Genomic DNA, 25,231 nt, shown 5'->3' on the forward strand with positions numbered 1-25,231 from the left:
CCTCGGTCCGCGAGCCTCGCGGGTCGAGCCTCGCGGATCGAGGTTTCACGGAATGAGGTTCACTCCTCCCCGGCGAGAGTGAGGGAGCGCAGCTTCCGGCCCGCGAACCACGTCGCCGCCACCGTCACGCCGGCGAGCAGGACGAGAGCCAGCGGCAGTCCCACGTCCGAGGAGACAGCGCCCTCCGCGCCGATGCGCTGGGCGAGGGCGAGGGACCACTGCTGGACGCTCAGGGTGCGCGCGCCGGGGACGAGGCTGCCGAAGAGCGACTCCCACACCAGGGCGTAGACCAGGCCCGCCACGACGGCGTGCCGGGTGACCGTGCCCAGCAGCAGGAACACCGCGCTGTAGGCGACGGAGGCGACGGCCGCCGCGGCGGCGTAGGCGACCGCGATCTGCTGGCTGTTGCCGTTGAGGATGAAGCCCGCGACGAGCGTCGGGACGGCCGAGAAGGCGACGGTGACGGCGATCGCGACGATCAGCTTGGTGAAGATGATCGTGGGCCGTTTGACCGGCTTGGAGAGGAGGTAGACGACCGAGCCGTCGTCGATCTCCGGGCCGATCGCGCCGGTGCCGGCAACGACGCCGATCAGCGGGACCATGGTGGCCAGGGCGAGGCCGCCCAGGACGCTGCTCGCGGTGCCGTCGTCCGCGCCGACGAGCACGCGGACGACGACGGAGACGCCGAGCAGCAGGGCGGGCAGCCCGAAGAGGATGAAGGCGCGGCGGCGACCCAGGAGGCCCCGGTAGGTGAGCCGTGCGACGGTGGCGTTGTACATGGCGCTGGGCTCCTTTCAGGCCGCGACGAGGTAGGAGAAGACCGATTCCAGGGACTCGTCCGAGGGCGAGACCGTGAGGAGCCGGATGCCGTGCTCCCGGGCCACCTGGGGCAGCAGGGCGGTGAAGCGGCCGAAGTCGACGGCCTGGATGCGCAGGGCGCCTTCCTGGACGTCCACTTCGATGCCCGCCGTCGACGGGTCGGCGATGAGGGCGGCGGCCAGGGCGCGGTCGTCGCTGGAGCGGACCAGGTAGCGGTGCGGGCGGTCCGTCATCAGCCGGCGGATCTTGCGGAAGTCGCCGGAGGCGGCGTGCCGGCCCGCGACGACGACCTCGATGTGGGTGGCGAGCTGCTCGACCTCCTCCAGGATGTGCGAGGAGAAGAGCACGGTGCGGCCCTCGGCGCCCATCCTGCGGAGCAGGTCCATCAGCTGCATGCGCTGGCGCGGGTCCATGCCGTTGAAGGGCTCGTCGAGGAGGAGCACGGAGGGCTCGTGGACGAGCGCGGAGGCCATCTTCACGCGCTGCCGCATGCCCTTGCTGTACGTGCTGATCGCGCGGTCCTGGGCGTACTCCATCTCGACGGTGGCGAGCGCCTTCTGCGCCTCGGCCGCGCCCAGCCCGTGCAGTTCGGCGTTGGCGCGGACGAACTCCAGTCCGGTGAGGAAGTCGTACATCGCCTCCCGCTCGGGGACGATGCCGATGTGGCGGTAGATCTGCTCGTTGCGCCAGATGGCGGCGCCGTCGAGGGTGACGGTGCCGGTGGAGGGGGCGAGGAAGCCGCCCATCATGTTGATGAGCGTGGACTTGCCCGCGCCGTTGGGGCCGAGGAGGCCGGTGACACCCGGGCCGACGGTCATGGAGACGTCGTTCACGGCGACGACGTTGCCGAACCAGCGCGAGACGCTGTCAATACGAATGCTGCTCATGGGCGCAGCCCGTTCCTTGAGGGGTGGTGGTCGGGTGACGGGAGGGCCGGGGTCACAGGCCGACCTTCCGGTAGCGGCGCATCAGCAGCCCGTACGAGCCTGCGATCACGGCGAGGAGCACGAGCAGGTAGACGAAGCCCGCCGCGGTGCTGGGGCCGTGGCCTTCGGGGAAGGCGGAGCTCGCGGAGAGGAACGCCGTCTGCACGCCGTCGACGAGGGTGATGGGGGAGAAGAGGCCCATCCAGCCGATCGCGTCGACGCTGTCGCGCTGCAGGGCGATGCCCTGGACGGTGCTCACCACGCCGTAGGAGATGGTCAGCACGGCGATGACCGCGGCGACGCCGAAGCCGCGGCGCGGGGTGAGCGCGGCGACCACCAGGCCGATGCCGGCGAAGAGCAGGGACAGCAGTGCCACGGAGACCAGTCCTTGTGCGAACCCCTTCGTCTGGTCGGCGAAGTCGAGCTTCGCGAGCAGGGCGCCGACGTACAGGATCAGCAGGGGCGTTGCGGTGAGGATGAACAGGGCGGAGAACATCGCGGCGAACTTCGCCGTCACGTAGTCGACTCGCTCGATGGGGCGCGAGAAGTACAGGGGCACGGTCCGGAAGCGCAGGTCGCGCGAGACGGACTGCGGGGCCTGCGCCGCGAGGAAGAGGGCGATGACGACCTGCATGATGATCGCGTAACGCGTGTACTCCACCGGCAGCTTGCTGAGCTTGGCGGAGACCGCGACGGCCACCATGATGGCGGCGGGCAGGCACATCACGCCGAACAGGATCATCGGCAGCACCTTGGACTTCGCCGACCGGCCGAGGCCGTACGCGCCGCGCAGGCTCTGCGAGAAGAGCGAGCGGCGGGCGTAGGAGCGGCCGAGGCGGGCGCCGGAGTAGTTGCGGTAGCCGATGTTGTGGATGACGTCCTGCGCGGGCGCGGAGGCGGTCTCAGGCGGCATGGGCGCTGTCCCTTTCTGCGCTCTGGAAGACCTCCGCGATGCGGTGGCGGCGCTGCTCCATGCGGACGAGGCCGAGGCCGAGGCCGGCGACCGCGTCGCGCACGGTGTCGTAGGTGTCGTCGCCGGTGACGTCGACGAGGAGGACGTGGCCGGAGCCGGCCGCGGCGAACTCGGCGGCACGGCCGGCGGGCTGGACGGTGAGGCCGGCCGCGGTGAGCGCGGCGGCGAGGGCCGCCGTGCCGTCCGGGTGGGCGTCGGAGTCGGTGACCTCGACCGCGAGGGAGGCCGTGGCCTGGGTGAAGTCGCTGGTGGAGGAGGAGCGCAGCAGCTTGCCGCCGTCGATGACGACGACGTGGTCGCAGGTGCGCTCCAGCTCGCCGAGCAGGTGTGACGTGACCAGCACCGAGATGCCGAAGTCGGTGTGGATGCGGCGGATCAGTCCGAGCATCTCGTCGCGGCCGACGGGGTCGAGTCCGTTGGTCGGCTCGTCCAGCAGGACGAGCTTCGGGTCGTGGACGAGGGCCTGGGCCAGCTTGACCCGCTGCTTCATGCCCGTCGAATAGCCGCCCATGGGGCGGTACCGCTCCTCGTAGAGGCCGACGTGCCGCAGCGTGTCGGCGGTGCGCTCACGGGCGGCGGTGACGGGCAGGCCGGACATCCGCGCCATGTGGACGACGAACTCGGTGGCCGACACGTCGGGCGGCAGGCAGTCGTGCTCGGGCATGTAGCCGACGCGCTCGCGGATGGCGGCGCCCTCGGTCGCGACGTCGAGGCCGAGCACGGTGGCGCGGCCCTCGGTGGCGGGGGACAGCCCGAGCAGGATCTTGATCAGCGTGGACTTGCCGGCCCCGTTGGCGCCCACCAGGCCGGTCACGCCCGGCGTGATGTCGACGGACAGCCGGTCAAGAGCGGTCACCCGGGGGAACCGCTTGCTGAGGCTTTCGGTAGCGATCACAGTCACACCTTCGACGGTAGTGGCGCGTGCCACAGCAGGCGTCAGACCGGATGACTGCTTCCGTGTACTCCTCAGGTCTGACGTTCCCGTAGGGGAACCGGCCCGGAAGGAGGGCCCGGGCCGGGACGGCCGGGGCAGGGTGGGTGAGGAGAGAAGGTTTTCCACAGGCGGTGCACGGCTCTTGACGCAGCCGCCGGGCATTGTCACATTCATCAGTGTCAAGTTACGGACGCGTACCGGAGCGGGCACACGGGACGGACGAATGGCCATGACCTCAGCAGTGCCCCGGGGCTCCACGCCCCGGGAGGCGGACGGCGAGTTGCAGGGCTTCAGGCGGGTCCAGCGCCTGGCGTACGACTGCGCGGAGGCCGTCGCCGCCCAGCTCAGACCTGGTGTCACCGAGCGCGAGGCGGCCCGGATGCAGCGGGAGTGGCTGCGCGCCCGCGGCGTGCGGGACTGGTTCCACCTGCCGTTCGCCTGGTTCGGGGACCGCACGGCCTTCGCGGGCTTCCGGGTGCCCCTGCAGTTCTTCCCCACCGACCGGCGGCTGGAGCCGGGGATGCCCTTCATCCTCGACATGGCGCCGGTCCACCGCGGCTTCACGGCCGACATCGGCTATTCCGGCTGCCTCGGCCCGAACCCGCTGCACGACCGCCTGCTCGCCGACCTCGGCGAGCACCGGGAGCTGGTCCTGCGCGAGGTCCGCGAGCGCCGCTCGCTGCGCGAGATATACGAGGACGTGGACCGGCTGATGGCCCGCCAGGGCTACGCGAACCGGCACCGCGCCTATCCGTTCGGCGTGATCGCGCACAAGGTGGGCCGGGTCCGCGAGCGCCGCTGGTCACCCCATGTCTTCGGGTTCGGCACCAGGGCGCTCCGGGGGCTCGCCTCCGACGCCCTCCACGGGCACCGCGAGGGCTGGTCGCCCCTCTGGAGCCCGTACCACTTCTCCGACCACCCGCCCCGGCCGGGCCTGTGGGCGGTCGAGCCCCACCTCGGATTCCGGGGCACGGGCGCGAAGTTCGAGGAGCTCCTCGTGGTCACCGACTCCCGGGACCCGGAGGAGAGCGCGTTCTGGCTGGACGACGATCTGCCGCATGTGCGGCGCAGGCAGGAGGAGAGGGCCGCATGAGCGAGCACGCCGGGAACGGCGCCGGGCCGGAGGGCGCGCGCGAGCGCCGGATCCGCACGGGCGGGATCGAATTGTGCGTGGCCGAGCTGGGCGACGCCTCCCTGCCCACCGTGGTGCTGGTGCACGGCTATCCGGACAGCAAGGAGGTCTGGTCGGAGGTCGCGGAGCGGCTGAGCGACCGCTTCCACGTGGTGCTGTACGACGTGCGCGGCTGCGGCCGGTCCACGGCGCCGAAGCCGCTGCGCGGCGGCTTCACCCTGGAGAAGCTCACCGACGACTTCCTGGCCGTCGCCGATGCGGTGAGCCCGGACGCCCCGGTGCACCTGGTCGGGCACGACTGGGGGTCGGTGCAGGCGTGGGAGTTCGCCACCGTCGCGCGCACCGAGGGGCGCATCGCCTCCTTCACGTCGATCTCCGGCCCGTCCCTCGACCACCTCGCGCTGTGGTTCCGCAAGCGGGCCGCCCGGCCCACGCCGCGGCGGATGGCCCAGCTGCTGGGCCAGGGCGCCCGGTCCTGGTACGTGTACCTGCTGCACACCCCAGGGCTGCCGGAGGCGGCCTGGCGCGGCCCGCTGGGCAGGCAGTGGCCCAAGATGCTCGCGCGGGCGGAGAAGCTGCCGGTCTCCGGCTATCCGACGGCGTCCCTGCCGGCCGACGCCGCGCACGGCGCCTGGCTCTACCGCGACAACATCCTCGCCCGGCTGCGCCGGCCGCGCACCGATGCCTACGCCCACGTGCCCGTCCAGCTCATCACCCCGACCGGGGACGCCTATCTCTCCGAGCGGCTCTACGACGACCTGGAGCAGTGGGCCCCCGGCCTGGTGCGGCGCAACCTCGCCGCCAAGCACTGGGTGCCGCGCACCCGGCCCGATCAGGTCGCGGCGTGGATCGCCGAGTTCGCGACGGCCCGGCAGGAGGGGGCGAGGCCGCACGAGAGCGCACCCGCCAACCCGTACGCGCGCTGGTTCGCCGGCCGGCTGGTGCTGGTGACGGGCGCGGCCAGCGGCATCGGCCGGGCCACCGCGTTCGCCTTCGCGGAGGCGGGCGCCCGAGTCGTCGCCGTGGACCGCGACCCGGAGGGCGCGGCCCGCACGGCCGACATGGCCCGGCTGATCGGCGCCCCCGAGGCCTGGGGCGAGTGCACGGACGTCTCGGACGAGCAGGCGATGGAGAAGCTGGCCGCCAAGGTCGCCGCCGAGTACGGCGTGGTGGACGTGCTGGTCAACAACGCCGGCATCGGAGTCGCCGGATCCTTCATGGACACCACCGCGGAGGACTGGCGCAAGACCCTCGACGTCAATCTGTGGGGCGTGATCCACGGCTGCCGCCTCTTCGGCAAGCAGATGGCCGAGCGCGGCCAGGGCGGCCACATCGTCAACACCGCCTCCGCCGCCGCCTTCCAGCCCTCCAGGGCCCTCCCGGCCTACAGCACCTCCAAGGCGGCGGTGCTGATGCTCAGCGAGTGCCTGCGCGCGGAGCTGGCCGGACAGGGGATCGGCGTCTCCGCGATCTGCCCCGGCATCGTCAACACCCCCATCACCAGGGCCACGCGCTTCGCCGGCGTCTCCGAGGAGGAGCAGCGGCGGCGGCGCACCCAGGCCGGCCGGGCCTACGGCCGGCGGAACTACCCGCCGGAGAAGGTCGCCGAGGCCGTCCTGCGGGCCGTGGCGCGCAACCAGGCGGTCGTGCCCGTCACCCCCGAGGCCCACGGCCTCCGCTTCATGTCCCGCTTCACCCCATGGGCGCGGCGCGCCCTCGCCAGGATCGAGCCGCCGCTCCAGCGGACGGCGGAGGAGAAGCAGAAATGACCGACGGCCACCGGGGCGCGCACGCGATAGCCCCCCGCCGCGTCTCCTTCGACTGGGACGCGACGCCCCTGCACTGGATACCGGACGAGCCCACCGCCACCCACGTCATCAACGTCCTGCACCTGCTGCTGCCGGCCGGGGAGCGGTGGTTCGTCAAGGTGTTCAAGGAGGCCCTGCCGCTGGTGCGGGACCCCGTGCTGCTCAAGGACGTCAAGGGGTTCATGGGCCAGGAGGCCACGCACAGCGTGCAGCACGCCTACGTGCTCGGCCACCTCGCCGCACAGGACCTGGACACCACCACGTACACCCGCCACGTCGACTACCTCTTCGACGTCCTGCTGGGCGAGAAGCCGCCGTTCGGCGCGCCGGTGACGGCGCGGGAGTGGCTCCGCTTCCGCCTCTCGCTGATCGCCGCGATCGAGCAGTTCACAGCCGTCCTGGGCAACTGGGTGCTGGAGGCGGACGGCCTGGACCGGGCCGCTCCCGACCCGGTGATGCTGGACCTGCTGCGCTGGCACGGCGCCGAGGAGGTCGAACACCGCTCCGTAGCCTTCGACATGTACGAGCACTGCGGCGGCGAGGACCCCGGGCGCTACGCCCGCCGCGTCCTCGGCATGGCCGTCACGGCGCCCGTGCTGTTCCACCTCTGGGACCGGGGCGCCCGCTTCCTCATACGCAACGACCCGCGGCTCGCGAGACGGATGCGCTACTCGCTGCGCGAGCACAACCGGGCCGTGGCCAAAGGTCTGCTGCCGAGCTGGGGCGAGCTGGGCGCAGCCGTCCCGCGCTACCTCCGGCGGTCGTACCATCCCTCGAAGGAGGGATCGCTGCGCAGGGCCGTCGACTATCTGGCGACCTCACCCGCGGCACGGACCGCGGCGGGCGCGATAGGCCGCGCGGCCCTTTCGTAAGGAGCGACACACTTGTCCGAGCAGCCCGGTCATCCCGGTCACCCCCGTCGGCACGGCGAGGCCGGCCGGCCCGGCCGCGAGCGCGAATACCGCATCGAGGCCCTCGCCCACCACAGCGGCGCCACGGTCCGCACGATCCGCGCCTACCAGGACCGCGGGCTGCTCCCCAAGCCTGAGCGGCGCGGGCGGGCCAACGTCTACCGGGACACCCATCTGGAGCGCCTGCACCAGATCGCCGGGCTCCTCGACCGCGGCTACACCCTCGCGAGCATCAAGGAGCTCCTGGACGCCTGGGACACCGGCCGCGGCTTGGGCGGCGTCCTCGGGCTGGTCGCCGAGGTGACCGCGCCGTGGTCGGACGAGGAGGCGGGCCGGATCACCCGCGCGGAGCTCGGCGACCGCTTCGGCGGCGCCCAGGACGACGACGCAATCGAGGAGGCGGTGAAGCTCGGCGTCCTCGTGCGCGTGCCGGACGCGCCCGAGGAGTTCCTCGTGCCGAGCCCGCAGGAACTGGCCGTCGCCGCGGAGCTCCACGCCGCCGGGGTGCCCCTGCTCGCCATCACCGGCCACCTGCGCGAACTGCGCACGAAGGTCGAGCACATAGCGGGCCGGTTCCTGGACTTCACCACCGAACACGTCTTCCAGCAGTACCTCGACCACCCGCCCACCGAGGAAGAGGCCACCGAGGCCGCCTCGCTGGTGCGCCGGCTGCGGCCGCTGGCCCAGCAGGCCATCGACGTCGAACTCGCCCGCGCCATGCGCACGATGGCCACCCGCCACCTCCGCCGGCACCTGGACGCCGAGGTCGTTGATGCCGGAGCCGCTGATGCCGGAGCCGTCGAGGCTTCCGGTGCTGTCGGCGCCATGGCCGCGGAGGAGGCCGTCCCGGCGGACGCGCCTGACCACTCCCTCCCCCGCCCCGGATCCGTCCGGCTCCCCGACCGGACCTTCCGGGCCGTGGAAGCGCTCGTCGGGCCGGAGAGCGTCGCCGCCTTCGTCGCCGCCGCGGTGGAGCGCGAGGTGCAGGCCCGCACCATGGACGCGCTGGTCATCGGGCCCGAGGCCGGGCAGACGGCCGGATAGGCCCGTCCGCTCAGCGGTCCGCGAGCCAGTTGCCGTGGAAGCCGTAGGGCACCCGCTGCGGCAGGTGGATGGTGGCGACCGGCTCCGCGGCGAGGTCGTCGGCGTCGAGTATGACGAGGTCGCTGCGGTCGGTGGCGGCGTCGTGGACGTAGGTCAGCAGCCATCCGGGGCCGCCGGGCCGGTCGTCGGCGGGGGCGAACGCCGCCTCGGCCGGGGTCCTCCCCGGCCCGAAGTCGTGGCGGGCGACGGACCCCGTCCTCAGGTCGTAGCGGAGCAGGGCGCCGCGGTCGAGGGGCCTGCCGGGCAGTGGGGTGGTGGTGACGTGGCCGTACCGGGCCGCGAGCCCGGCGAGCCGGTCGTCCACTCGGGGGAACTCGCAGGGCTGGTCGTCCAATTGCTCCTCGGCCACCGTCCCGGCCGCCAGGTCGAGGGTCCAGCGCCAGAGGGTGGCGTGGGCGCGGCTCCGGCCGTCCTCGCTGCCGTAGTGCGGATAGCGGGTCACGTACAGGACGATGCGCGTGCCGTCGGCATGCTGCTCGTCGTGGGCGTTGAGGGAGTGGAAGACGTAGCAGGGGTCGATGGTGAACCAGCGCACCTCGCCGTGGGGGTCATCGCGCCGCAGCACGCCCAGCCGGGCGCCGTAGCCGGGGTCCCACGCGTACGGCATGCCGCCGCCGGCCGCTCGGGCGCGGTCGAGGTCGAAGACGACGGGCAGGTCCATGAAGACGACGTGGGAGCGGGTGAGGTGGAAGTCGTGCATCATCGTGTGCCCGGGCACCTCGACGGGCCGGCTGACCGCCAACTCGCCGCTCGCATCGGCCCGGTGGTAGGTCAGGAAGGGCGCGGAGAGCCCTCCGTAGCCGAAGAAGTGCAGCTCTCCGGTTTCCGGGCAGGTCTTGGGGTGGGCGGTCATCGGCGTGGTGAGCCGGCCGCCGAAGTCGTACGGGCCGACGGTCTCCAGCTCGTGGCCCGGCCGTGCGTCCAGCTCGTACGGGAAGGAGGACTCGACCAGGGCCAGGGTGCGGCCCGCGTGCCGCACGACGTGGGTGTTGGCGGCTCCGGCGGTCAGGTCACGTCTGCCGCGCTCGTCGTAGATGCGGGCGCCGTCGGCGAAGGTGGAGGTGCGCACCCAGCGGTTGCGGTAGGAGGTGGCCCGGCCGCTTTCGAGGCGCACGCCGTGGACCATGCCGTCCCCGAAGAACCAGTGGCTGGAGGCGGCGTCCTGCGGGTTGGGGCCGTTGCGCAGATACCAGCCCGTGAGCTCCGGCGGGATCGCTCCGGTGACCGGGAGGTCGTGCGCAGTGAGCTCTTCCTTCACGGGGGCGAAGTTGCCGGCGAGGTGGGCGGGCTGGGCCGTCGTCATGGCGCGGGGGCTCCTCTGCGGTGGCTGCGGTGACTGCGATGGGTGGTGGCGCGGAGGCCTGGTGGCCGGGGGGCCGGGGGCCGGGGGCGGTGGAGGCGGTGGCGGGCCCTACCGCGCTGCCTGCATGTGGCGGGCGCGGACGCGGTCGGGGTAGCGGGCGGTGAAGAGGGCGGGCAGGGCGAAGGTCACGACCTGGACCGGAATGGACACCCCGTTGCCCAGGCCCTCGACGCTCACCGCCGCCATCAGGACTGCGGTCAGGGTGAAGGAGGCGGCCCAGACGGAAGTGATCACGACGTTGACGCGGCGGAAGATCGCGGTGTGCCACACCTCGGGCGGCGTCTGCCGCTTGGCGATGCCGATCGTGAAGGGGCGGCCGATGGCCAGCGTGGCCCAGGCGGTGATCGCCAGCCAGCCGAAGGACATGGCCCCGCCGTAGTGCCGCAGCTCGCTGTGCGGAAGGGCGAAGGCGAGGGCCGTGAGAGCGGCGAAGTAGCAGACCGTGCTGGCCTCCAGGATCAGCGACTCCCCCGCGACGCCGGACTTGTAGTCCTTGATCAGCAGGGCGATGCCGGTGACGAGCCCGGCCACGGCGGTCCACTGCCAGCCGGCGGGGGAGGCGACCGCGAAGACGATCCAGGGAATGAAGCCGCGCACGTAGTTCATCGAAAGGTCTCCTCGGACGGGTGCCGGCCGTCCCGCCGACATTCCAACTCTGACATGTCAAAAGTAGAAGGTCACCGCCCGACATGTCAACAGTGGAATGTAGGCTGGGGCGCATGAGCCTGAGACACGCGATGCTGGGCCTGCTGGCCGACCGGCCGGCCAGCGGGTACGACCTGATGAAGCGGTTCGAGACCTCGCTCAGCAATGTCTGGCCGGCGACACAGAGCCAGGTCTACGGCGAGCTGGGCAAGCTCACGAAGGCCGGCCTGCTGGAGGTCGCGGCGGAGGGCCCGCGCGGCCGCAAGGAGTACGCGATCACCGACGAGGGCCGCGCCGAGCTGCGCCGCTGGCTCACCGAAGCCAAGCCCGACCCGGTGCGCCGCAGCGAGGTCCTGTTGCGGGTCTTCTTCCTCAACCACCTCACGCCCGTGGAGGCGACGGCCTACCTCATGGGCGAGGCCGAGCGCGCCGCGGGACAGCACAGGGTGCTGGAGGAAGTGGAGCGGAACGTGGACTGGGGCGACGACCCGCTGTCCGTGAACGGCCGGCTGGCCCTCGAGTACGGGCTGCGCTTCATGGCCATGCGCGAGGAATGGGCCCGCTGGGCCGTCGAGGAGCTCGGGAAGACCCGCAAGTAATGGACGTCCAGCGCGCGACCCGCATCTCGAAGCACCTGGCCAGGCACCTGCGGCACGATCCCGGCCGGATCGGCATCACCCTGGACGCCCGGGGCTGGACGTCCGTCGACGCCCTGCTGGAGGCGAGCGCCGCCCACGGCCTGCCCTTCAGCCGGGCCGAGCTGGAGGAGGTCGTCGCCTCGAACGACAAGCAGCGCTACACCCTCGACGGCGAGCGCATCCGGGCCGACCAGGGCCACTCCGTGCCGGTCGACCTCGGCCTGCCGGTCGCCGAGCCGCCCGCGGTGCTCTTCCACGGCACGGTGTCGCGCTCGGTCGCGGCCATCCGGGCCGAGGGCCTGCGCCCCATGACCCGGCACGCCGTCCACCTGTCCCCCGACCGCGAGACGGCGATGCGCGTGGGCGCCCGCCGCGGCAAGCCGGTGGTGCTGACCGTGGACGCGCACGGGATGCACCGGGCGGGCCACGTCTTCCGCATGAGCGAGAACGGGGTGTGGCTGGTGGAGCGCGTCCCGGCCGAGTTCCTGCGGTTCCCCGGCTGAGCCCCGGCGCCGATCCGCTCCCGTGCCGGGCCCGCCGTGGCGGCGGGCCCGGCACCCCCGGGGTCGGCGTGCCCCGCGCCGCTCACAGGCCGGGCGCGCCCCACACCGGAAACCACCGGGCCAGGTCCTCCTCGATCCGCAGGTCGTTCGCCAGCAGCGCCCGCACCTGCAGTTCCAGGCCGTTGTCCCGCTTGTCCCCCGCGCCCGCCACGGGCGCGAAGGGGTAGAAAGTGCCGCGCTTGTAGAGGTAGACCAGCGCCAGGGAGCGCCCGTCCGCACCGCGGAAGCCCATCAGGGAACAGAGCAGCTGGGGCCCGAACCCGCCCTCCTGGAGGAGGGTGTTGACCGCGTGCAGGTCGTTGACCAGTGCGGCCGTGTCCTCGGGCGGCTGCCTCGCGAGCAGCCACGTGTAGCCGTACGCGTCCCGGCTGAACTCGACGGGCTGCCCGCCGCGCTCCGTGTCCGCGTCCAGCAAGGCCCGTACGTCCTGCTGGAGCTGACCGAAGGCCCCGCCCTCCACGCTCGCGAAGCAGACCGAGCCCAGCCCGGTGGGGGTGAGGCCGGCGCCCGCCTGGAGGGTGATGGCGGCGGACGGCAGGGCGAAGAGCTGGTCGAGGTCCGGGCGGACCGGCTTGCTGCGGCCGAGGATGACGTCCAGGAAGCCCACGGGCACGCGCTCCTTCCGGGCGGGTGAAGGCGGTCGGCGGAGGCCGGCGGAGGGCGGTCAGGGGCGGCCGAGCTGAGCCGAGATCCGGCCGAGCTGCTCCAGCCGCTGTTCCAGCGTCGGGTGGGAGGACAGCAGGCGGCTGAAGCTCTCCTTGGAGAACGCCGGCGCGAAGTAGAAGGCGTTGAACGGCTCGGCCTGCCGGAGGTCGCGTGTGGGGATCCGCGCCATCTCACCGGTGACCTTGGTCAGGGCGGCGGCCAGCGCGGACGGCCGGCCGGTCAGCAGGGCTCCCGCGCGGTCGGCGGACAGTTCCCGGTAGCGCGACAGCAGGCGGGTGAGCAGGAAGCTGATCGCGTAGACGACGGCGCTGATCAGCGGGATCAGCACGACCAGGACGGCCGTGTTGCTGTCGCGCCCGCCCACGCGGCGGAAGCCGCCCCACAGGCCGACGCGCGTGATGATCCCGGCCAGCACGCCCAGGAAGGAGGCGATGGTCATGACAGCGACGTCGCGGTGGGCGACGTGGGAGAGCTCGTGGGCGAGCACGCCCTCCAGTTCCTCGGGCTCCAGCCTGCGCAGCAGGCCCGTGGTCGCGCACACCAGGGAGTTCTTCCGGTTGCGGCCGGTGGCGAAGGCGTTCGGCACGTCGCTGTCGGCGATCGCCACGCGCGGCTTGGGCATGTCCGCGAGCGCGCACAGGCGGTCGACGGCACCGTGCAGCTCGGGCGCCTCCTCGGGGGTGACTTCGCGCGCCCCCATGCTGAAGGCGGCGATCCGGTCGCTGAACCAGAACTGCGCGACGAACAGGCCTCCCGCGAGGAGCAGGATGAGCGGCCAGGCGCCGCGCAGCAGCGCCAGGAGCACTCCCACGAAGACCACGTAGAGCAGCCCGATGAAGAACATCGTGCTCACCATGCGGGTGGTCAGCCCGCGGTCCGGAGCGAATCGGGTGCTCTTCGAAGAGTGCATGGGAAACCTCCCGGGCCGGCTCTCCGGGGAACGCGTCCCCGGTGGTTGCCTATGCCCCGATTCTCCCTCTTCACCGATCGTGCGGGGAATCCCCGGGCGCGCGGAGGGCACCGGCTACGGAGGGGAGCACCGCCTACGGAGGGTGCACCGGTTGCGGGGGAGGGATCCCGCTGCGGAGGGTTCCCGGCCGCGGAGGGATGCCCGCAGCCCGGAGACCCCTGCGCGATCACCGCACCGCTCAGCCGGCGAGCTGGGCGAGCCCGTCCGTGGCGATCTTCTCGAAGACCGCGACGTCCGCCGCGAAGACCGAGTCGGCGATGGGCCAGTGCACCACGATCTCGTCGATGCCGAGCTCCGCGTGCGAACCGGCGAAGTCGACGAAGGCGTCGACGGAGTCCAGCGGGCGGTCCGGGCTGAAGCCCGTCAGCATCGTCTTCCCCAGCTCCGAGACGTCCCTGCCCAGCTCCTCACAGGCCGCTCCCAGGCGCTCGATCTGGCCCGCCACGGCCGCCCGGGACTGCTCCGGCGTGCCGGTCTCGAAGAGCTTCGGGTCGCCCGTGGTCACCCACGCCTGCCCGTACCGGGCGGCCAGCTTCATGCCGCGCGGGCCCGTGGCCGCCACGGCGAAGGGCAGCCGGGGGCGCTGCGCGCAGCCGGGGATGTTGCGCACCTCGAAGGCGGAGTAGTGCTCGCCCTCGTGCGTGACGACGTCCTGGGTGAGCAGGCGGTCCAGCAGCGGGACGAACTCGCCGAAGCGGTCGGCCCGCTCCCGCGGCGTCCACGGCTCCTGCCCGTCCTTCAGCAGCGCGGTGGCGTCGAAGCCGGAGCCGCCGGCCCCGATGCCGAGCGTGATGCGGCCGTCCGAGATGTCGTCCAGGGAGATGAGCTCCTTGGCCAGAGTGACCGGGTGCCGGAAGTTGGGCGAGGTGACGAGCGTGCCCAGGCGCATCCGGGAGGTGGCGGTCGCGGCCGCCGTCAGCGTGGGGATCGCGCCGAACCACGGGCCGTCCCGGAAGGTCCGCCAGGACAGGTGGTCGTAGGTGTAGGCGGTGTGGAAGCCCAGTTCCTCCGCACGCTGCCAGGCGGCCCGGCCGCCCTCGGACCAGCGGCGGTCGGGAAGGATCACGGTGCTCAGTCGCATGACACCGAGCCTAGGCCGTGGGACCGGCACACCCCCCGTGACAACGGACACACCCCCGGCTTGAACGCATGCGCGACTTTGCGCACACCCGTGCACCGCATATGCCGGTGGCTCACAATGGAATCCGTGACTTCAGCTACCGAGCAGCCCGAGACCTCCGCCGCACGGCGGCCCGCCGCCGTGCCCCGCCTGATCGCCACCGACCTGGACGGCACCCTGCTGCGGGACGACAAGACGGTCTCCGAGCGCACGGTGGCGGCCCTCGCCGCCGCCGAGGCGGCGGGCATCGAGGTCTTCTTCGTCACCGGCCGCCCGGCCCGCTGGATGGACGTGGTCAGCGACCACGTCCACGGTCACGGCCTGGCGATATGCGCCAACGGCGCCGCGGTCGTCGACCTGCGCGACGGCGCCCGCTTCGTCGACGTCCGCCCTCTGGAGCGCGCCGACGCCCTCGCCGTCGTGCACGCCGTGCGCGCCGCCGCACCGGGCTCCTCGTTCGCCGTGGAGCGCACCACGGGCATCCACTACGAGCCCGAGTACCCGCCGTTCTTCCTCGACCCGGGCGCCGTCGTCGCCCCGGCGGAGAAGCTGCTGGCCGAGGACAGCGGCTACACCGAGCCGATCCTCAAGCTGCTGGCCAGCCACCCCGACCTCGGCCCGGACGAGTTCCTCACGATCGCCCGCGCCGCGGCGGGGGAGCACGGCTCCTTCACCCGGTCCAGCCCGACCGCGCTGCTGGAGATCAGCGGCCCGGGGGTCAGCAAGGCCAGCACCCTGGCGCAGTGCTGCGCGGAGCGCGGCATCTCCCCGGAGGAGGTCGTGGCGTTCGGCGACATGCCCAACGACCTGGAGATGCTCGGCTGGGCCGGCACGGCGTACGCCATGGCGAACGCACACCCCGACGTGCTGGCGGTCACCACGCACCACACCGCGGCCAACACCGAGGACGGCGTCGCCGCCGTCATCGAGCGGATCCTGGAGGCCCGGGCCGCAGAAGAGCTCCGCTAGGGCTCTCCCGGCCGGTGCCCGGGGGCGGCCTACAGCCGCACCCCGCGCGCGTTCAGCCACGGCACCGGATCGACCGCCGATCCGAACTCGGGCGAGGTGCGGATCTCGAAGTGCAGGTGCGGCCCCGTGGAGTTGCCGGTCGTCCCCGACATCCCGATCCACTGGCCGGCGCGCACCTGCTGCCCGGGCGTCACGAACATCGCCGCCAGGTGCGCGTACTGCGAGTACCAGCCGTCGTCGTGCTGCACGACCAGGCTGATGCCGAACGCCCCTCCGCAGCCGGTCGCGACCACCGTCCCCGCGCCGATCGACCGGACAGGGGTCCCGGAGGGCACGGCGAAGTCCTGGCCGCTGTGCGTGCTCGCCCAGTTGGCGCCCACGCCGCCGAAGCCCGCGGTCAGCTGGTACGAGGTCACCGGGCGGGTCCAGCGCCCGTTCGCCTGCGCCACGGCCTGGTCCTTGGCCGTCCCGCCGCCGGCGGCCGCGCGGTCGAGCGGGAGCGGGGTGCAGCGGCCGCTCTCGACCGCTCCCTGCGCCATGGTGTCGAGGTCCGCCCGGGCCGCCGTGAGGCGGGCCTCGACGGCCCGCACGTGCGCCTGCAGCTGGGCCCTGTCCTTGTCGGCACTGACCTGTTCGGCGATCAGTTCCTGCTCCTCCGCGACCAGGCTCCGGCTCTTGCGGTCGTCCTCGTCCAGCATCCAGGCCAGCCGGGCGCGGCGGCGCGCGTCCGGCAGCTGCAGGGCCATCAGCTCGAACGGATCGTCGGCCTCTGCATCGTCGGCAGGGACGGTCGTGAAGCCCCCGGTGCGGTACTGCGCCCGGGCGGCCGACCCCAGATCCTCGCGCAACGTGTCCGAGACGGCCCTCCGGCCCTGCAGCCGGCGGTCTATCTCCTGGGCCCGCACCTTGTGCGCCCGGGCCACATGCTGCGCCTCCTCGTACCGGTGCCGCGCCTCCTCGGCCTCCACGGTCAGCCGGAGCACCTCGGAGGTGACCCGGCTCGCGCGGTCCGGCACGCGCACCGCTTCCGGCGGTCCGGAGCGGAGTGACGGAAATCCGAGCGCGCACACGCTGCACAGCACGCACAGGACGGCGAGGGCCGCAGCACCGGCCTTCGGCAGCAGGCGCGGCCCGCGTATCGGTAGGCACAGGCGTCGCATGGACGCGATCTTGTCGCGGGTCCAGGGCGCGCGCGCCCGCTGAGGTCCGTTCGGTGGACCCGCTGCGGCCGGACGGGCGACCGGGCCTCTACAGAGGCGCTTCCCACACCACCCGGGTGCCGCCCCCGTCCTCCCCGAGCCCGGGCCCGTACGAGCTGGAGCCGCCCAGCGACTCGGCGCGCTTGGCGAGGTTCCTCAGCCCGCTGCGCCGGCCGCCCTCCGGGATGCCGACCCCGTCGTCCGCAACGGTCAGCCGCACCGCCGGCCTGCCGTCCGGAAGAGTGACCGTGGCATCGACGACCACCTCCATCCGGGACGCGCGGGCGTGCCGGAACGCGTTGGAGAGGGCCTCGCGCAGCGCCGCGATGAGGTTCTTGCCGGTGAGCTCCCCGACCTTCGCGTCGACGGGGCCGACGAAGTTCGCGGACGGCTGGAAGCCCAGCGGCACCGCTGCCGTTCCCAGCTCGCGCAGGACGCGCGTACGGAGCCCCGCGGGCGCCTCGGCGGGCCCCTGCTGCAGCGCGAAGATGGCCGTACGGATCTCCTGGATGGTCACGTCCAGCTCGTCGACGGCCTGCCCGACCTTCACCTTCACGTCGGGGACGACGGCGTTGCGCTGGGCGCTCTCCAGCATCAGCCCGGTGGCGAACAGCCGCTGGATGACCAGGTCGTGCAGGTCGCGGGCGATCCGGTCGCGGTCCTCGTAGACGGCCAGCCGCTCGCGGTCGCGCTGCGCCTCGGCCATGACGAGCGCGAGGGCGGCCTGGGCGGCGAACTGGGCGGCGAGCGTGCGCTCGGCCGGCGTGAACCTGCGGGCCCCGCGCGCCCGCGGCGTCGCGAGCGTCCCCAGCACCCGGTCGCCGCTCTTGAGCGGCAGCAGCATGCTCGGGCCGAAGCGGGGCGCCACCTCCGTGATCATGCGGGGGTCGGTGGCCGAGTCGTCGATGAAGACGGGTTCGCCGGCGAGCAGGTGCGAGACCACCGGGCTGTGCGGCGGTATCACCGTCCCCAGCAGGCCGGACGGGTCGTCGGCGGAGACGGCCACCATCTCCAGCCCGCCGTCGCCGTCCGGCAGCAGCACGATGCCCGCGGCCGAGTCCGCGAGGCGGCGCGCCTGCTCGGCGACGACCGACAGGGCGTCCTCGGCGTCACCGCGCGACAGCAGGGCCGTCGTGACGGCCACCGAACCGTCGATCCAGCGCATGCGCTGGCGCTCCTCGTCGTGCACGCGCGCGTTGCCGATCGCGATGCCGGCCTCCGTCGCCAGGATCTTCACCATGTTCAGGTCGGCGAGGCTGAACTCGCGGCCGTCCCGCTTCTCGGTGAGGTAGAGGTTGCCGAAGATCTCGGCGCCCACACGGATGGGCACGCCCAGGAAGGTGCGCATGGGCGGGTGTTCCGGCGGGAAGCCGGCCGAGCGCGGGTCCGACGAGAGGTCGGTGAGCATCACGGGCGCGGGCTGGTGGATGAGCGCCCCGAGCAGCCCGTGGTGGCCGTCGGGGAGCGCGCCGATGCGCTCGTGCTGCTCCTTCGTCACGCCGTACGTGATGAAGTCGGCCAGGCCCTTACCGGTGGAGTCGATGATGCCGATGGCCGCGTAGCGGGCGTCGGTGAGCTCGGCCGCGATCCGTGTGATCCGGTCGAGGGTGCTGTGCAGCTCCAGGCCCGTGCCGACCGAGCGCATGGCCTCCAGCAGCTGCGGGATGCGCGCGGTGAGCTCCGTGGACATGCCCTGGAGGCTGCGGGTGGCCTCCGTGGCGATGGCCAGGGGGTCCATCGGGCCCGGCCCGCGTCCGGGCGCGCCGGCCCGTCCGGGGCCGGCGGCGTCCCGCGGGCGGGGGGCGTCTGCCGTGGCTGCCATACCCAAGAGCCTAGTAAGCCCCATTTGTCAGGGAAAGCGCTTGCGGGCGGGTGTCCGCCCCGGTCTCCGCCTCGGCCTCGCGCTCCAGCATCCGGCGGAACGGCCCCTCCGCGCCCGCCAGCGCCCCGTACGGGCCTCGCTGGACCGTCCGGCCCCGCTCCAGCACGATCACCTCGTCGACGGCCTCCAGACCCGTCAGCCGGTGCGTGATGAGCACGGTCGTGCGGCCCTCCGTGGCCGCCAGCAGGTCCGCGGTCAGCGCGTCCGCGGTCGGCAGGTCGAGGTGCTCGGCCGGCTCGTCGAGCACCAGCACGGGGAAGTCCGCGAGCAGCGCGCGGGCGAGCGCGAGCCGCTGCCGCTGCCCGCCGGACAGACGCGCCCCGTGCTCCCCCACGAGCGTGTCGAGCCCCTGCGGAAGGCCGTCGACCCACTCCAGGAGACGCGCCGACCGCAGGGCTTCGCGCAGATCGGCCTCACTCGCGTCCAGGCGGGCAAGGCGCAGGTTCTCGCGCAGGGAGCTGTCGAAGATGTGCGCGTCCTGGGCGCACAGCCCCACCAGCCCGCGCACCGCTTCGCCCGCCATGGGCGCCGTGTCCTTGCCGGCCAGGGTGTACGCGCCGGACTCCGCGTCCAGGAAGCGCAGCAGCACCTGCGCGAGCGTCGTCTTACCGGCTCCGGACCGGCCCACCACGGCCACCCTGCGGCCCGCTCCGAGCTCCAGGCCGAACTCCTCCAGGGCGGGTGCGGGCTGCCCCGGGTAGCGCGCCGTCAGGCCGGTCAGCCGCAGCGGGAAGGGTGTTCCGGGCGCGTCGGCCGTCCCCTCCCGTACGGGCGGAGGCGCGTCCAGCACCTCGTACACGCGCTCCGCGGAGCGCCGTACGCGCTGCCGGTACTGCACCGCGAGCGGGAGACCGGCCACCGCCTCGAACGCAGCCAGCGGGGTCAGCACCACCACGGCCAGCCACAGGCCGTCCAGGCGGCCTGTGGACACAGCCGTCACTCCCGTCCAGGCGGCAGCAGCCACCGTCAGACCGCACGCGAGGACGGAGAGGCCCGAGCCGAGCGCCGTGGCCGCCGCGGCGCGCCGGGCGATACGGGTGAGCCGGCCGTCGGCCGCACGCAGTCCGGCCAGCCGCTCCGGCAGGGCGCCGGCCACGGTCAACTCGTCCGTGCCGGCGAGGACATCGACCACCTGGACGGACAACTCGCCGCGGGCGGGCGCGGACTGCCGCTCAGCTCGCCGGGCGACCGCCCCGGACAGCAGCGGCACGGCCACGCCCGCGACCAGCAGCCCGAGGGCGAGCACGAGGCCGGCCTCCGGGAGCAGCCAGGCCGTGAAGCCGACGGCCGCGCCGCTCACGAGGACGGCCGAACCGACCGGCAGCAGCCAGCGCAGGAAGTAGTCCTGCAGGGCGTCCACGTCCGCCACGAGCCGGGACAGCAGGTCGCCCCGGTGGGTGTCGCGCAGCCCGGCGGGCGCCAGGCGCTCCAGCCGTCGGTACACCCCGACGCGCAGGCCGGCCAGGGCCCGCAGGACGGCGTCGTGGGAGACCAGGCGCTCGGCGTAGCGGAAGACGGCGCGCCCGATGCCGAACGTGCGGGTCGCGGTGACGGCGACCATCAGATAGAGCACGGGCGGCTGCTGCGAGGCGCGCGAGATGAGCCAGCCGGACACGGCCATCAGCCCCACGGCGCTGCCGAGGGCGAGAGCGCCCAGCAGCAGTGCCAGGGCGAACCGCGCCCGCAGGGGGCGCCCGGCGGCGCGCACGCGCCGCAGGACGCCGGGAGTCCGCCGACCGCTCAGGACTCCGGCCCGCTCGCCGGCGGCCGTCTCCGAGGCCCCCGGTGCCGGGCGCGGCCCGCCCGGGCCCTGGCTCTCCGGCTCCTGCCCGCCCGGGCCCTTCGGCTCCGGGGCGCCGCCTCGGGCATCGGCAGCCTGCTGCGGAGCCGCATGCGGTTCCGGCTCGCCGGCCCGCTGCGCCGGCACCGCGTCCGGGCCGGGGGCGGGGCCGGAGGCCGGACCCGGGATCGGCCCGGCCACCCGTACCGTCCGGTCGGCCACGGCGAGCAGCGCCGGCCGGTGCACGACCATGATCACGGTGCGGCCGGCGGCGAGCCTCCGGATCGCTTCGACGACCGAGGCCTCGGTCTCGCCGTCCAGGTTCGCCGTCGGCTCGTCGAGCAGCAGGACCGGCCGGTCGGCAAGGAACGCCCTTGCCAGCGCGAGGCGTTGGCGCTGCCCGGCGGAGAGCCCGGCTCCGTTCTCGCCGAGCCGGGTGTCAGTGCCGTGGTGCAGCATGGACACGAAGTCGAGCGCACCGGCAGCGCGCAGTGCGTCGCGCACCTGTGCGTCCGTGGCGCCGGGCCGCGCCAGCCGTACGTTCTCGGCGACCGTCCCGGCGAAGAGACGGGGTCGTTGCGGGACCCAGGCCACCTGGTCCCGCCAGCTTTCGGGGGAGAGCGATGCCAGGTCCGTACCGCCCACGAGCACCCGGCCGGCGGCCGGGCGGGCGAAGCCGAGGAGCACGTTCAGCAGGGTGGTCTTGCCGCAGCCGCTGGGGCCCACGAGCGCGACCGTCTCCCCGGCCCGGACCTCGAACGACGTCTCGGGCAGGGCGGGTTCGGAGCGGCCCGCGTGGCGCACCACCAGCCGGTCGACGGTCACACCGGCGCGCCGGGCGTCGGGGGCCGGAGCGGTCCCCGCCGGGGCCGGCTCGGTCTCCAGGACGGCGAAGACCTCGTCGGCGGCCGCCAGGCCCTCGGCCGCCGCGTGGTACTGCGCGCCCACCTGCCTCAGCGGCAGATACGCCTCGGGCGCGAGCACCAGCACCATCAGCCCGGTGTACAGGTCGAGTTCACCGTGCACGAGCCGCATGCCGATGCCGACGGCGACGAGGGCCACCGACACGGTCGCGAGGAGTTCGAGGGCGAAGGAGGAGAGGAAGGCGATGCGCAGGGTCCGCAGCGTGGCCCGCCGGTAGTCGGCGGTGATCGCCCGGATCGACTCGGCCTGCGCCTTGGCCCGGCCGAAGACCTTGAGCGTGGGCAGCCCGGCGACGACGTCGAGGAAGTGCCCGGACAGCCGTGACAGCAGCCGCCATTGGCGGTCCATCCGCGACTGGGTGGCCCAGCCGATGAGGACCATGAAGAGGGGGATGAGCGGCAGCGTGAGGACGATGATCAGCGCGGAGACCCAGTCCGCGGAGACGATACGGGCGAGGACGGCGACGGGGACGACGACCGCGAGGCCCAGCTGGGGCAGGTAACGGGCGAAGTAGTCGTCGAGCGCGTCGACGCCGCGGGTGGCGAGCGTGGTGAGCTCGCCGGTCCGGCGCGCGTCCAGCCAGGCGGGGCCGAGCCGGGTGGCGCGGGTCAGCAGGCGGTCGCGCAGCTCGGACTTGACCGCCGCGCTCGCGCGGTGCGCGGCGAGTTCGGTGAGCCAGGACACGGCGGCGCGGCCGGCGGCCACGGCGGCCAGCAGCGCGAGGGCCGTGCCCAGGTCCCCGGCGGACCGCCCGTGCCGGAAGGCGCCGGTGACGATCTCCGCGACGAGCATCGCCTGGGCGATGACGAGGCCGGCGCCCGCCAGCCCCAGCGCGACGGAGGCGGCCAGGAAGAGGCGGGTCGCCGTGGCGTACCTGAGCAGTCGGGGGTCGACGGGCTTCATGGCTGCCTGTCCTCCGTCCGTCGTCGCTGGGGGTCCGTGCGCCCTAGTGGGCGGCGGGTGCCGGAATGTGCTGCGTGCCGATCCGCTTGCGGAAGACCCAGTACGTCCACGCCTGGTAGCCGATGATCAGGGGCGTCATGGGCACCGCGACCCAGGTCATGATCTTCAGCGTGTACGGGCTGGAGGCCGCGCTTGCGGCGGTCAGGCTCCAGGCCGGGTTGGCCGAGGAGGGCATGACGTCCGGGAAGAGCGCGAGGAAGACCAGCGCGAAGGCCGCGGCGACCGCCACGCCGGAGCACGCGAAGGCCCAGCCCTCGCGCCCGTAGTGGTTCATGACCAGCGCGGCTGCCAGCGCCGCCAGGGAGACGATCAGGGCGGGCAGGCTGCGTCCGTTGCCGGACTCGATCTGCGTCCAGCCGAGGAAGGCCACGGCGAGGACGCCCGAGGTCATCCCCAGCACGGTGGCCCTGGAGCGGGCCCGGTCGCGGATGTCGCCCACCGTCTTCAGCGCGGCGAAGACCGCGCCGTGGAAGGTGAACAGCACGAGGGTCAGGAGGCCGCCCAGGAGCGCGTACGGGCCGAAGAGGTCGGCGAGGGTCCCGGTGAAGTTCTTGTCCGGCCCGATCGGCACCCCGCGCACGATGTTCGCGAAGACGACGCCCCACAGGAAGGCCGGCAGGAGCGAGCACCAGAAGATCGCGTGCTCCCAGTTGCGCTGCCAGCGCTCACCGCTGCGCTTGTGGCGGTACTCGAAGGCGACGCCGCGCACGATCAGGCAGACCAGGATGGCCAGGAGGGGCAGGTAGAAGCCGCTGAACAGGGTCGCGTACCAGTCGGGGAACGCCGCGAAGGTCGCGCCGGCCGCCGTGATCAGCCAGACCTCGTTGCCGTCCCAGACGGGGCCGATCGTGTTGATCAGCACCCGGCGCTCGGTGCGGTCGCGGGCCAGCAGCTTGGTCAGCACGCCTATGCCGAAGTCGAACCCTTCGAGGAAGAAGTAGCCGGTCCACAGGACGGCGATCAGCAGGAACCAGAAGTCGTGGAGGTGCATGGTCGGTTCTCCGTTCCGTTCCGCCGCGTCGGCAGACGAGGGCGTCGGACGAAATCGTCGGTCGGCGCGTCAGTAGGCGAAGGTCATCGGCTTGTCGGCGTCCTCGGGGTGCTCGGCCGCGCCGCCGGAGGGCAGCCGCAGCCGGGGGTCCTTCGCGGGCGGCTTCTCGTCGGTGTCCGGTCCGGCCTTGCCGTACTTCACGAGCAGCTTGACCTCGACCACGGCCAGCACCCCGTACAGCAGGGTGAAGACACCCATGGAGGTGAGCACCTCGGCCTGGCTGACGCCGGGCGACACCGCGTCGGCGGTCTTCATCAGGCCGTAGACACCCCAGGGCTGGCGGCCCATCTCGGTGAAGATCCATCCGAAGGAGTTGGCGATCAGCGGGAAGCCCATGGTGAGGATGCCGATCCGCCACGACCAGGTGGTGAAGAACGGGCTCATCTCGCGGTTCTTGGTCAGCATCAGCCGCGGGACCTCGTTCTCGCCCGTGCGGTACTCGGGCGCGAGCCAGAACTTCTTGCGCGTGGTCCACAGCCCGATCAGCGCGGCGACGAAGGAGGTCATCCCGAAGCCGATCATGAGCCGGAAGCCCCAGAAGGTCATGAAGATGCTGGGGATGTAGTCCTCCGGCTTGCCGCCGTACTGGGCGGCCTCGCGGGCGGCGATGTCGTTGATGCCGGGGACGGCCTCGGAGAAGTTGTTGTGGGCGAGGAAGGAGAGCAGGCCCGGGATCTCTATCTCGACGCTGTTGTGGCCCTTGGAGACGTCGCCGACCGCGAAGACCGAGAACGGCGCCGGTGCCTTGGTCTCCCACAGGGCCTCGGCAGCGGCCATCTTCATCGGCTGCTGCTCGAACATCACCTTGCCGAGCTCGTCGCCGCTGACCGCGGTGCCCAGACCGGCGATCACCGCGACGACGAGGCCGGTGCGCAGCGAGGCCCGCATCGCGCCGACCTGGTTGCGCTGCTTCTCGCCGAGCTCCTCGCCGCGCAGCTGCTTGCGCTTGGCGCGCCACAGGTGGAAGGAGGCGATGCCGACGATGAAGGCGCCGCCGGTGAGGAAGGCCGCGGTGAGGGTGTGGAAGACGACGACGAGGGTGGTGTTCTGGGTGAGCACGGCCCAGATGTCCGTCAGGTGCGCCTTGCCGGTCGCCTTGTCGACGGCGTAGCCGATGGGGTGCTGCATCCAGGAGTTCGCGGCCAGGATGAAGTACGAGGACAGCAGCGTGCCGACGGCGACGATCCAGATGCACGCACAGTGGATCTTCTTCGGCAGCTTGTCCCAGCCGAAGATCCACAGGCCGATGAAGGTCGACTCGAAGAAGAAGGCCAGCAGGGCCTCCATCGCGAGCGGGGCGCCGAAGACGTCACCGACGAAGCGTGAGTAGTCCGACCAGTTCATGCCGAACTGGAACTCCTGCACGATGCCGGTGACCACACCCATCGCGATGTTGATCAGGAAGAGCTTTCCCCAGAACTTCGTCGCGTGGAAGTACTTGTCCTTGCCCGTGCGGACCCAGGCGGTCTCCAGCCCGGCGGTGATCGCGGCGAGGCTGATCGTGAGCGGGACGAAGAGAAAGTGGTAGACGGTCGTGATGCCGAACTGCCAGCGGGCCAGCGTCTCAGGAGCCAAAGCCAGATTCACTCGGTCTCTCCTTGCCTCTCGCATCGCCGGCAACACAGGTCCCCGGCGTTATGCACCTGTATGCCCCAGGTAAAGCAGGGCAATAGGGCGCGCTTGTGAACGCGTTCACATTCACAAGCATTATGGCGCACCAGCTTTTCGGACAACTCAGGGGGGTACCCCCTTCGGCCCTAGTGCGGCCCGGCCCCCGGTCCCCCGGCCGCGCCTGCACCCCGCCCCGCCCCGCCCTGACGCACGAACGCCGCACGTCCCCGTCAGGGACATGCGGCGTTCGACGCGCAATTGCCTGCCGGCCGCCGGGCCG

21 protein-coding genes are annotated in these 25,231 nt (G+C 72.8%); 7 read left to right on the plus strand and 14 right to left on the minus strand.

Annotation, left to right across the window (positions count from 1 at the left end; genetic code table 11):
• Positions 1-59: 59 nt before the first annotated feature.
• The 4 genes from B7P34_RS06440 to B7P34_RS06455 are packed head-to-tail and all read right to left on the minus strand — an operon-like array spanning position 60 to position 3,613.
• On the minus strand, positions 60-779 hold the full coding sequence (locus B7P34_RS06440; protein ID WP_106674823.1) for an ABC transporter permease subunit: 720 nt from the start codon (positions 777-779) through the stop codon (positions 60-62).
• Positions 780-794: 15 nt separating this feature from the next.
• Entirely contained in the window at positions 795-1,706 is a 912-nt protein-coding gene (locus tag B7P34_RS06445) for an ABC transporter ATP-binding protein (RefSeq protein WP_106674824.1), read from the minus strand.
• A gap of 52 nt (positions 1,707-1,758) precedes the next feature.
• The gene (locus tag B7P34_RS06450) at positions 1,759-2,658 is read right to left on the minus strand and encodes an ABC transporter permease subunit (RefSeq protein WP_106674825.1); all 900 of its coding nucleotides are present in this window, start codon (positions 2,656-2,658) and stop codon (positions 1,759-1,761) included.
• Positions 2,648-3,613 (minus strand): ABC transporter ATP-binding protein, encoded by a 966-nt coding sequence (locus tag B7P34_RS06455; protein WP_223267564.1) that lies wholly within the window; start codon positions 3,611-3,613, stop codon positions 2,648-2,650. Before B7P34_RS06455 ends, B7P34_RS06450 begins: the two co-directional genes overlap by 11 nt.
• Positions 3,614-3,881: 268 nt before the next feature.
• Between B7P34_RS06455 and B7P34_RS06460 the strand changes: the two genes are divergently transcribed.
• The 4 genes from B7P34_RS06460 to B7P34_RS06475 are packed head-to-tail and all read left to right on the plus strand — an operon-like array spanning position 3,882 to position 8,547.
• Positions 3,882-4,745 (plus strand): M24 family metallopeptidase, encoded by an 864-nt coding sequence (locus B7P34_RS06460; RefSeq protein WP_106674902.1) that lies wholly within the window; start codon positions 3,882-3,884, stop codon positions 4,743-4,745.
• Positions 4,742-6,553, plus strand: a complete 1,812-nt coding sequence (locus B7P34_RS06465; RefSeq protein ID WP_106674827.1) for an SDR family oxidoreductase — start codon at positions 4,742-4,744, stop codon at positions 6,551-6,553. The genes B7P34_RS06460 and B7P34_RS06465 overlap by 4 nt, the downstream gene beginning before the upstream one ends.
• Positions 6,550-7,464, plus strand: a complete 915-nt coding sequence (locus tag B7P34_RS06470) for a metal-dependent hydrolase (protein ID WP_106674828.1) — start codon at positions 6,550-6,552, stop codon at positions 7,462-7,464. Before B7P34_RS06465 ends, B7P34_RS06470 begins: the two co-directional genes overlap by 4 nt.
• Before the next feature lie 12 nt (positions 7,465-7,476).
• On the plus strand, positions 7,477-8,547 hold the full coding sequence (locus B7P34_RS06475) for a MerR family transcriptional regulator (RefSeq protein WP_106674829.1): 1,071 nt from the start codon (positions 7,477-7,479) through the stop codon (positions 8,545-8,547).
• A gap of 10 nt (positions 8,548-8,557) precedes the next feature.
• On the opposite strand, the gene B7P34_RS06480 is transcribed toward B7P34_RS06475, so the two are convergent.
• Together B7P34_RS06480 and B7P34_RS06485 are read right to left on the minus strand one after the other, a co-directional pair.
• Entirely contained in the window at positions 8,558-9,910 is a 1,353-nt protein-coding gene (locus B7P34_RS06480; protein WP_106674830.1) for a carotenoid oxygenase family protein, read from the minus strand.
• Between the two features lie 108 nt (positions 9,911-10,018).
• Positions 10,019-10,576 carry a hypothetical protein gene (locus B7P34_RS06485; RefSeq protein ID WP_106674831.1) on the minus strand — a complete coding sequence of 186 codons (558 nt, stop codon included), beginning with the start codon at positions 10,574-10,576 and terminating at the stop codon, positions 10,019-10,021.
• A 113-nt stretch (positions 10,577-10,689) separates the two neighbouring features.
• On the opposite strand from B7P34_RS06485, the gene B7P34_RS06490 reads away from it, so the two are divergent.
• Together B7P34_RS06490 and B7P34_RS06495 are read left to right on the plus strand one after the other, a co-directional pair.
• Complete coding sequence (locus B7P34_RS06490) at positions 10,690-11,214, plus strand: PadR family transcriptional regulator (RefSeq protein WP_106674832.1); 525 nt, start codon at positions 10,690-10,692, stop codon at positions 11,212-11,214.
• Positions 11,214-11,756 carry an RNA 2'-phosphotransferase gene (locus B7P34_RS06495; protein WP_106674833.1) on the plus strand — a complete coding sequence of 181 codons (543 nt, stop codon included), beginning with the start codon at positions 11,214-11,216 and terminating at the stop codon, positions 11,754-11,756. The genes B7P34_RS06490 and B7P34_RS06495 overlap by 1 nt, the downstream gene beginning before the upstream one ends.
• An 82-nt stretch (positions 11,757-11,838) precedes the next feature.
• Here B7P34_RS06495 and pspAB read toward each other — a convergent pair whose 3' ends face one another.
• The 3 genes from pspAB to B7P34_RS06510 all read right to left on the minus strand — a co-directional run bounded on the left by pspAB (position 11,839) and on the right by B7P34_RS06510 (position 14,533).
• Positions 11,839-12,423, minus strand: coding sequence for a PspA-associated protein PspAB (gene pspAB, locus B7P34_RS06500; protein WP_106674834.1), 585 nt, complete (start codon positions 12,421-12,423; stop codon positions 11,839-11,841).
• A 57-nt stretch (positions 12,424-12,480) separates the two neighbouring features.
• On the minus strand, positions 12,481-13,392 hold the full coding sequence (htpX, locus tag B7P34_RS06505; protein WP_106674835.1) for a zinc metalloprotease HtpX: 912 nt from the start codon (positions 13,390-13,392) through the stop codon (positions 12,481-12,483).
• A 238-nt stretch (positions 13,393-13,630) separates the two neighbouring features.
• The gene (locus B7P34_RS06510) at positions 13,631-14,533 is read right to left on the minus strand and encodes an LLM class flavin-dependent oxidoreductase (RefSeq protein ID WP_106674836.1); all 903 of its coding nucleotides are present in this window, start codon (positions 14,531-14,533) and stop codon (positions 13,631-13,633) included.
• Positions 14,534-14,659: 126 nt separating this feature from the next.
• Here B7P34_RS06510 and B7P34_RS06515 point away from each other — a divergent pair, with 126 nt between their 5' ends.
• Complete coding sequence (locus tag B7P34_RS06515) at positions 14,660-15,541, plus strand: Cof-type HAD-IIB family hydrolase (protein ID WP_223267565.1); 882 nt, start codon at positions 14,660-14,662, stop codon at positions 15,539-15,541.
• A 29-nt stretch (positions 15,542-15,570) separates the two neighbouring features.
• On the opposite strand, the gene B7P34_RS06520 is transcribed toward B7P34_RS06515, so the two are convergent.
• From B7P34_RS06520 to B7P34_RS06540, 5 genes are all read right to left on the minus strand, one after another.
• On the minus strand, positions 15,571-16,701 hold the full coding sequence (locus B7P34_RS06520) for a M23 family metallopeptidase (protein WP_106674838.1): 1,131 nt from the start codon (positions 16,699-16,701) through the stop codon (positions 15,571-15,573).
• Between the two features lie 88 nt (positions 16,702-16,789).
• Positions 16,790-18,562, minus strand: coding sequence for a GAF domain-containing sensor histidine kinase (locus tag B7P34_RS06525; RefSeq protein ID WP_223267566.1), 1,773 nt, complete (start codon positions 18,560-18,562; stop codon positions 16,790-16,792).
• 10 nt (positions 18,563-18,572) lie between these two features.
• Positions 18,573-22,229 (minus strand): thiol reductant ABC exporter subunit CydD, encoded by a 3,657-nt coding sequence (cydD, locus tag B7P34_RS06530; RefSeq protein WP_106674840.1) that lies wholly within the window; start codon positions 22,227-22,229, stop codon positions 18,573-18,575.
• A 43-nt stretch (positions 22,230-22,272) separates the two neighbouring features.
• A complete protein-coding gene (gene cydB, locus B7P34_RS06535) occupies positions 22,273-23,280 on the minus strand; it encodes a cytochrome d ubiquinol oxidase subunit II (protein ID WP_106674841.1) in 1,008 nt (335 codons plus the stop codon).
• 69 nt (positions 23,281-23,349) lie between these two features.
• Positions 23,350-24,927: a cytochrome ubiquinol oxidase subunit I gene (locus B7P34_RS06540; RefSeq protein ID WP_106674842.1), complete on the minus strand. Its 1,578-nt coding sequence runs from the start codon at positions 24,925-24,927 to the stop codon at positions 23,350-23,352.
• Positions 24,928-25,231: the final 304 nt, after the last annotated feature.

The organism is Streptosporangium nondiastaticum, assembly GCF_003011965.1.
Taxonomy (GTDB): Bacteria; Actinomycetota; Actinomycetes; order Streptomycetales; family Streptomycetaceae; genus Streptomyces; species Streptomyces nondiastaticus.

What these genes read in the sequence shown, in the direction of transcription:
- B7P34_RS06440 (WP_106674823.1), bottom strand. Translation starts at nt 779, where the DNA reads ATGTACAACGCCACCGTCGCACGGCTCACCTACCGGGGCCTCCTGGGT.
- B7P34_RS06445 (WP_106674824.1), bottom strand. Translation starts at nt 1,706, where the DNA reads ATGAGCAGCATTCGTATTGACAGCGTCTCGCGCTGGTTCGGCAACGTC.
- B7P34_RS06450 (WP_106674825.1), bottom strand. Translation starts at nt 2,658, where the DNA reads ATGCCGCCTGAGACCGCCTCCGCGCCCGCGCAGGACGTCATCCACAAC.
- B7P34_RS06460 (WP_106674902.1), top strand. Translation starts at nt 3,882, where the DNA reads ATGACCTCAGCAGTGCCCCGGGGCTCCACGCCCCGGGAGGCGGACGGC.
- B7P34_RS06465 (WP_106674827.1), top strand. Translation starts at nt 4,742, where the DNA reads ATGAGCGAGCACGCCGGGAACGGCGCCGGGCCGGAGGGCGCGCGCGAG.
- B7P34_RS06470 (WP_106674828.1), top strand. Translation starts at nt 6,550, where the DNA reads ATGACCGACGGCCACCGGGGCGCGCACGCGATAGCCCCCCGCCGCGTC.
- B7P34_RS06480 (WP_106674830.1), bottom strand. Translation starts at nt 9,910, where the DNA reads ATGACGACGGCCCAGCCCGCCCACCTCGCCGGCAACTTCGCCCCCGTG.
- B7P34_RS06485 (WP_106674831.1), bottom strand. Translation starts at nt 10,576, where the DNA reads ATGAACTACGTGCGCGGCTTCATTCCCTGGATCGTCTTCGCGGTCGCC.
- B7P34_RS06490 (WP_106674832.1), top strand. Translation starts at nt 10,690, where the DNA reads ATGAGCCTGAGACACGCGATGCTGGGCCTGCTGGCCGACCGGCCGGCC.
- B7P34_RS06495 (WP_106674833.1), top strand. Translation starts at nt 11,214, where the DNA reads ATGGACGTCCAGCGCGCGACCCGCATCTCGAAGCACCTGGCCAGGCAC.
- htpX (WP_106674835.1), bottom strand. Translation starts at nt 13,392, where the DNA reads ATGCACTCTTCGAAGAGCACCCGATTCGCTCCGGACCGCGGGCTGACC.
- B7P34_RS06510 (WP_106674836.1), bottom strand. Translation starts at nt 14,533, where the DNA reads ATGCGACTGAGCACCGTGATCCTTCCCGACCGCCGCTGGTCCGAGGGC.
- B7P34_RS06520 (WP_106674838.1), bottom strand. Translation starts at nt 16,701, where the DNA reads ATGCGACGCCTGTGCCTACCGATACGCGGGCCGCGCCTGCTGCCGAAG.
- B7P34_RS06525 (WP_223267566.1), bottom strand. Translation starts at nt 18,562, where the DNA reads ATGGCAGCCACGGCAGACGCCCCCCGCCCGCGGGACGCCGCCGGCCCC.
- cydD (WP_106674840.1), bottom strand. Translation starts at nt 22,229, where the DNA reads ATGAAGCCCGTCGACCCCCGACTGCTCAGGTACGCCACGGCGACCCGC.
- cydB (WP_106674841.1), bottom strand. Translation starts at nt 23,280, where the DNA reads ATGCACCTCCACGACTTCTGGTTCCTGCTGATCGCCGTCCTGTGGACC.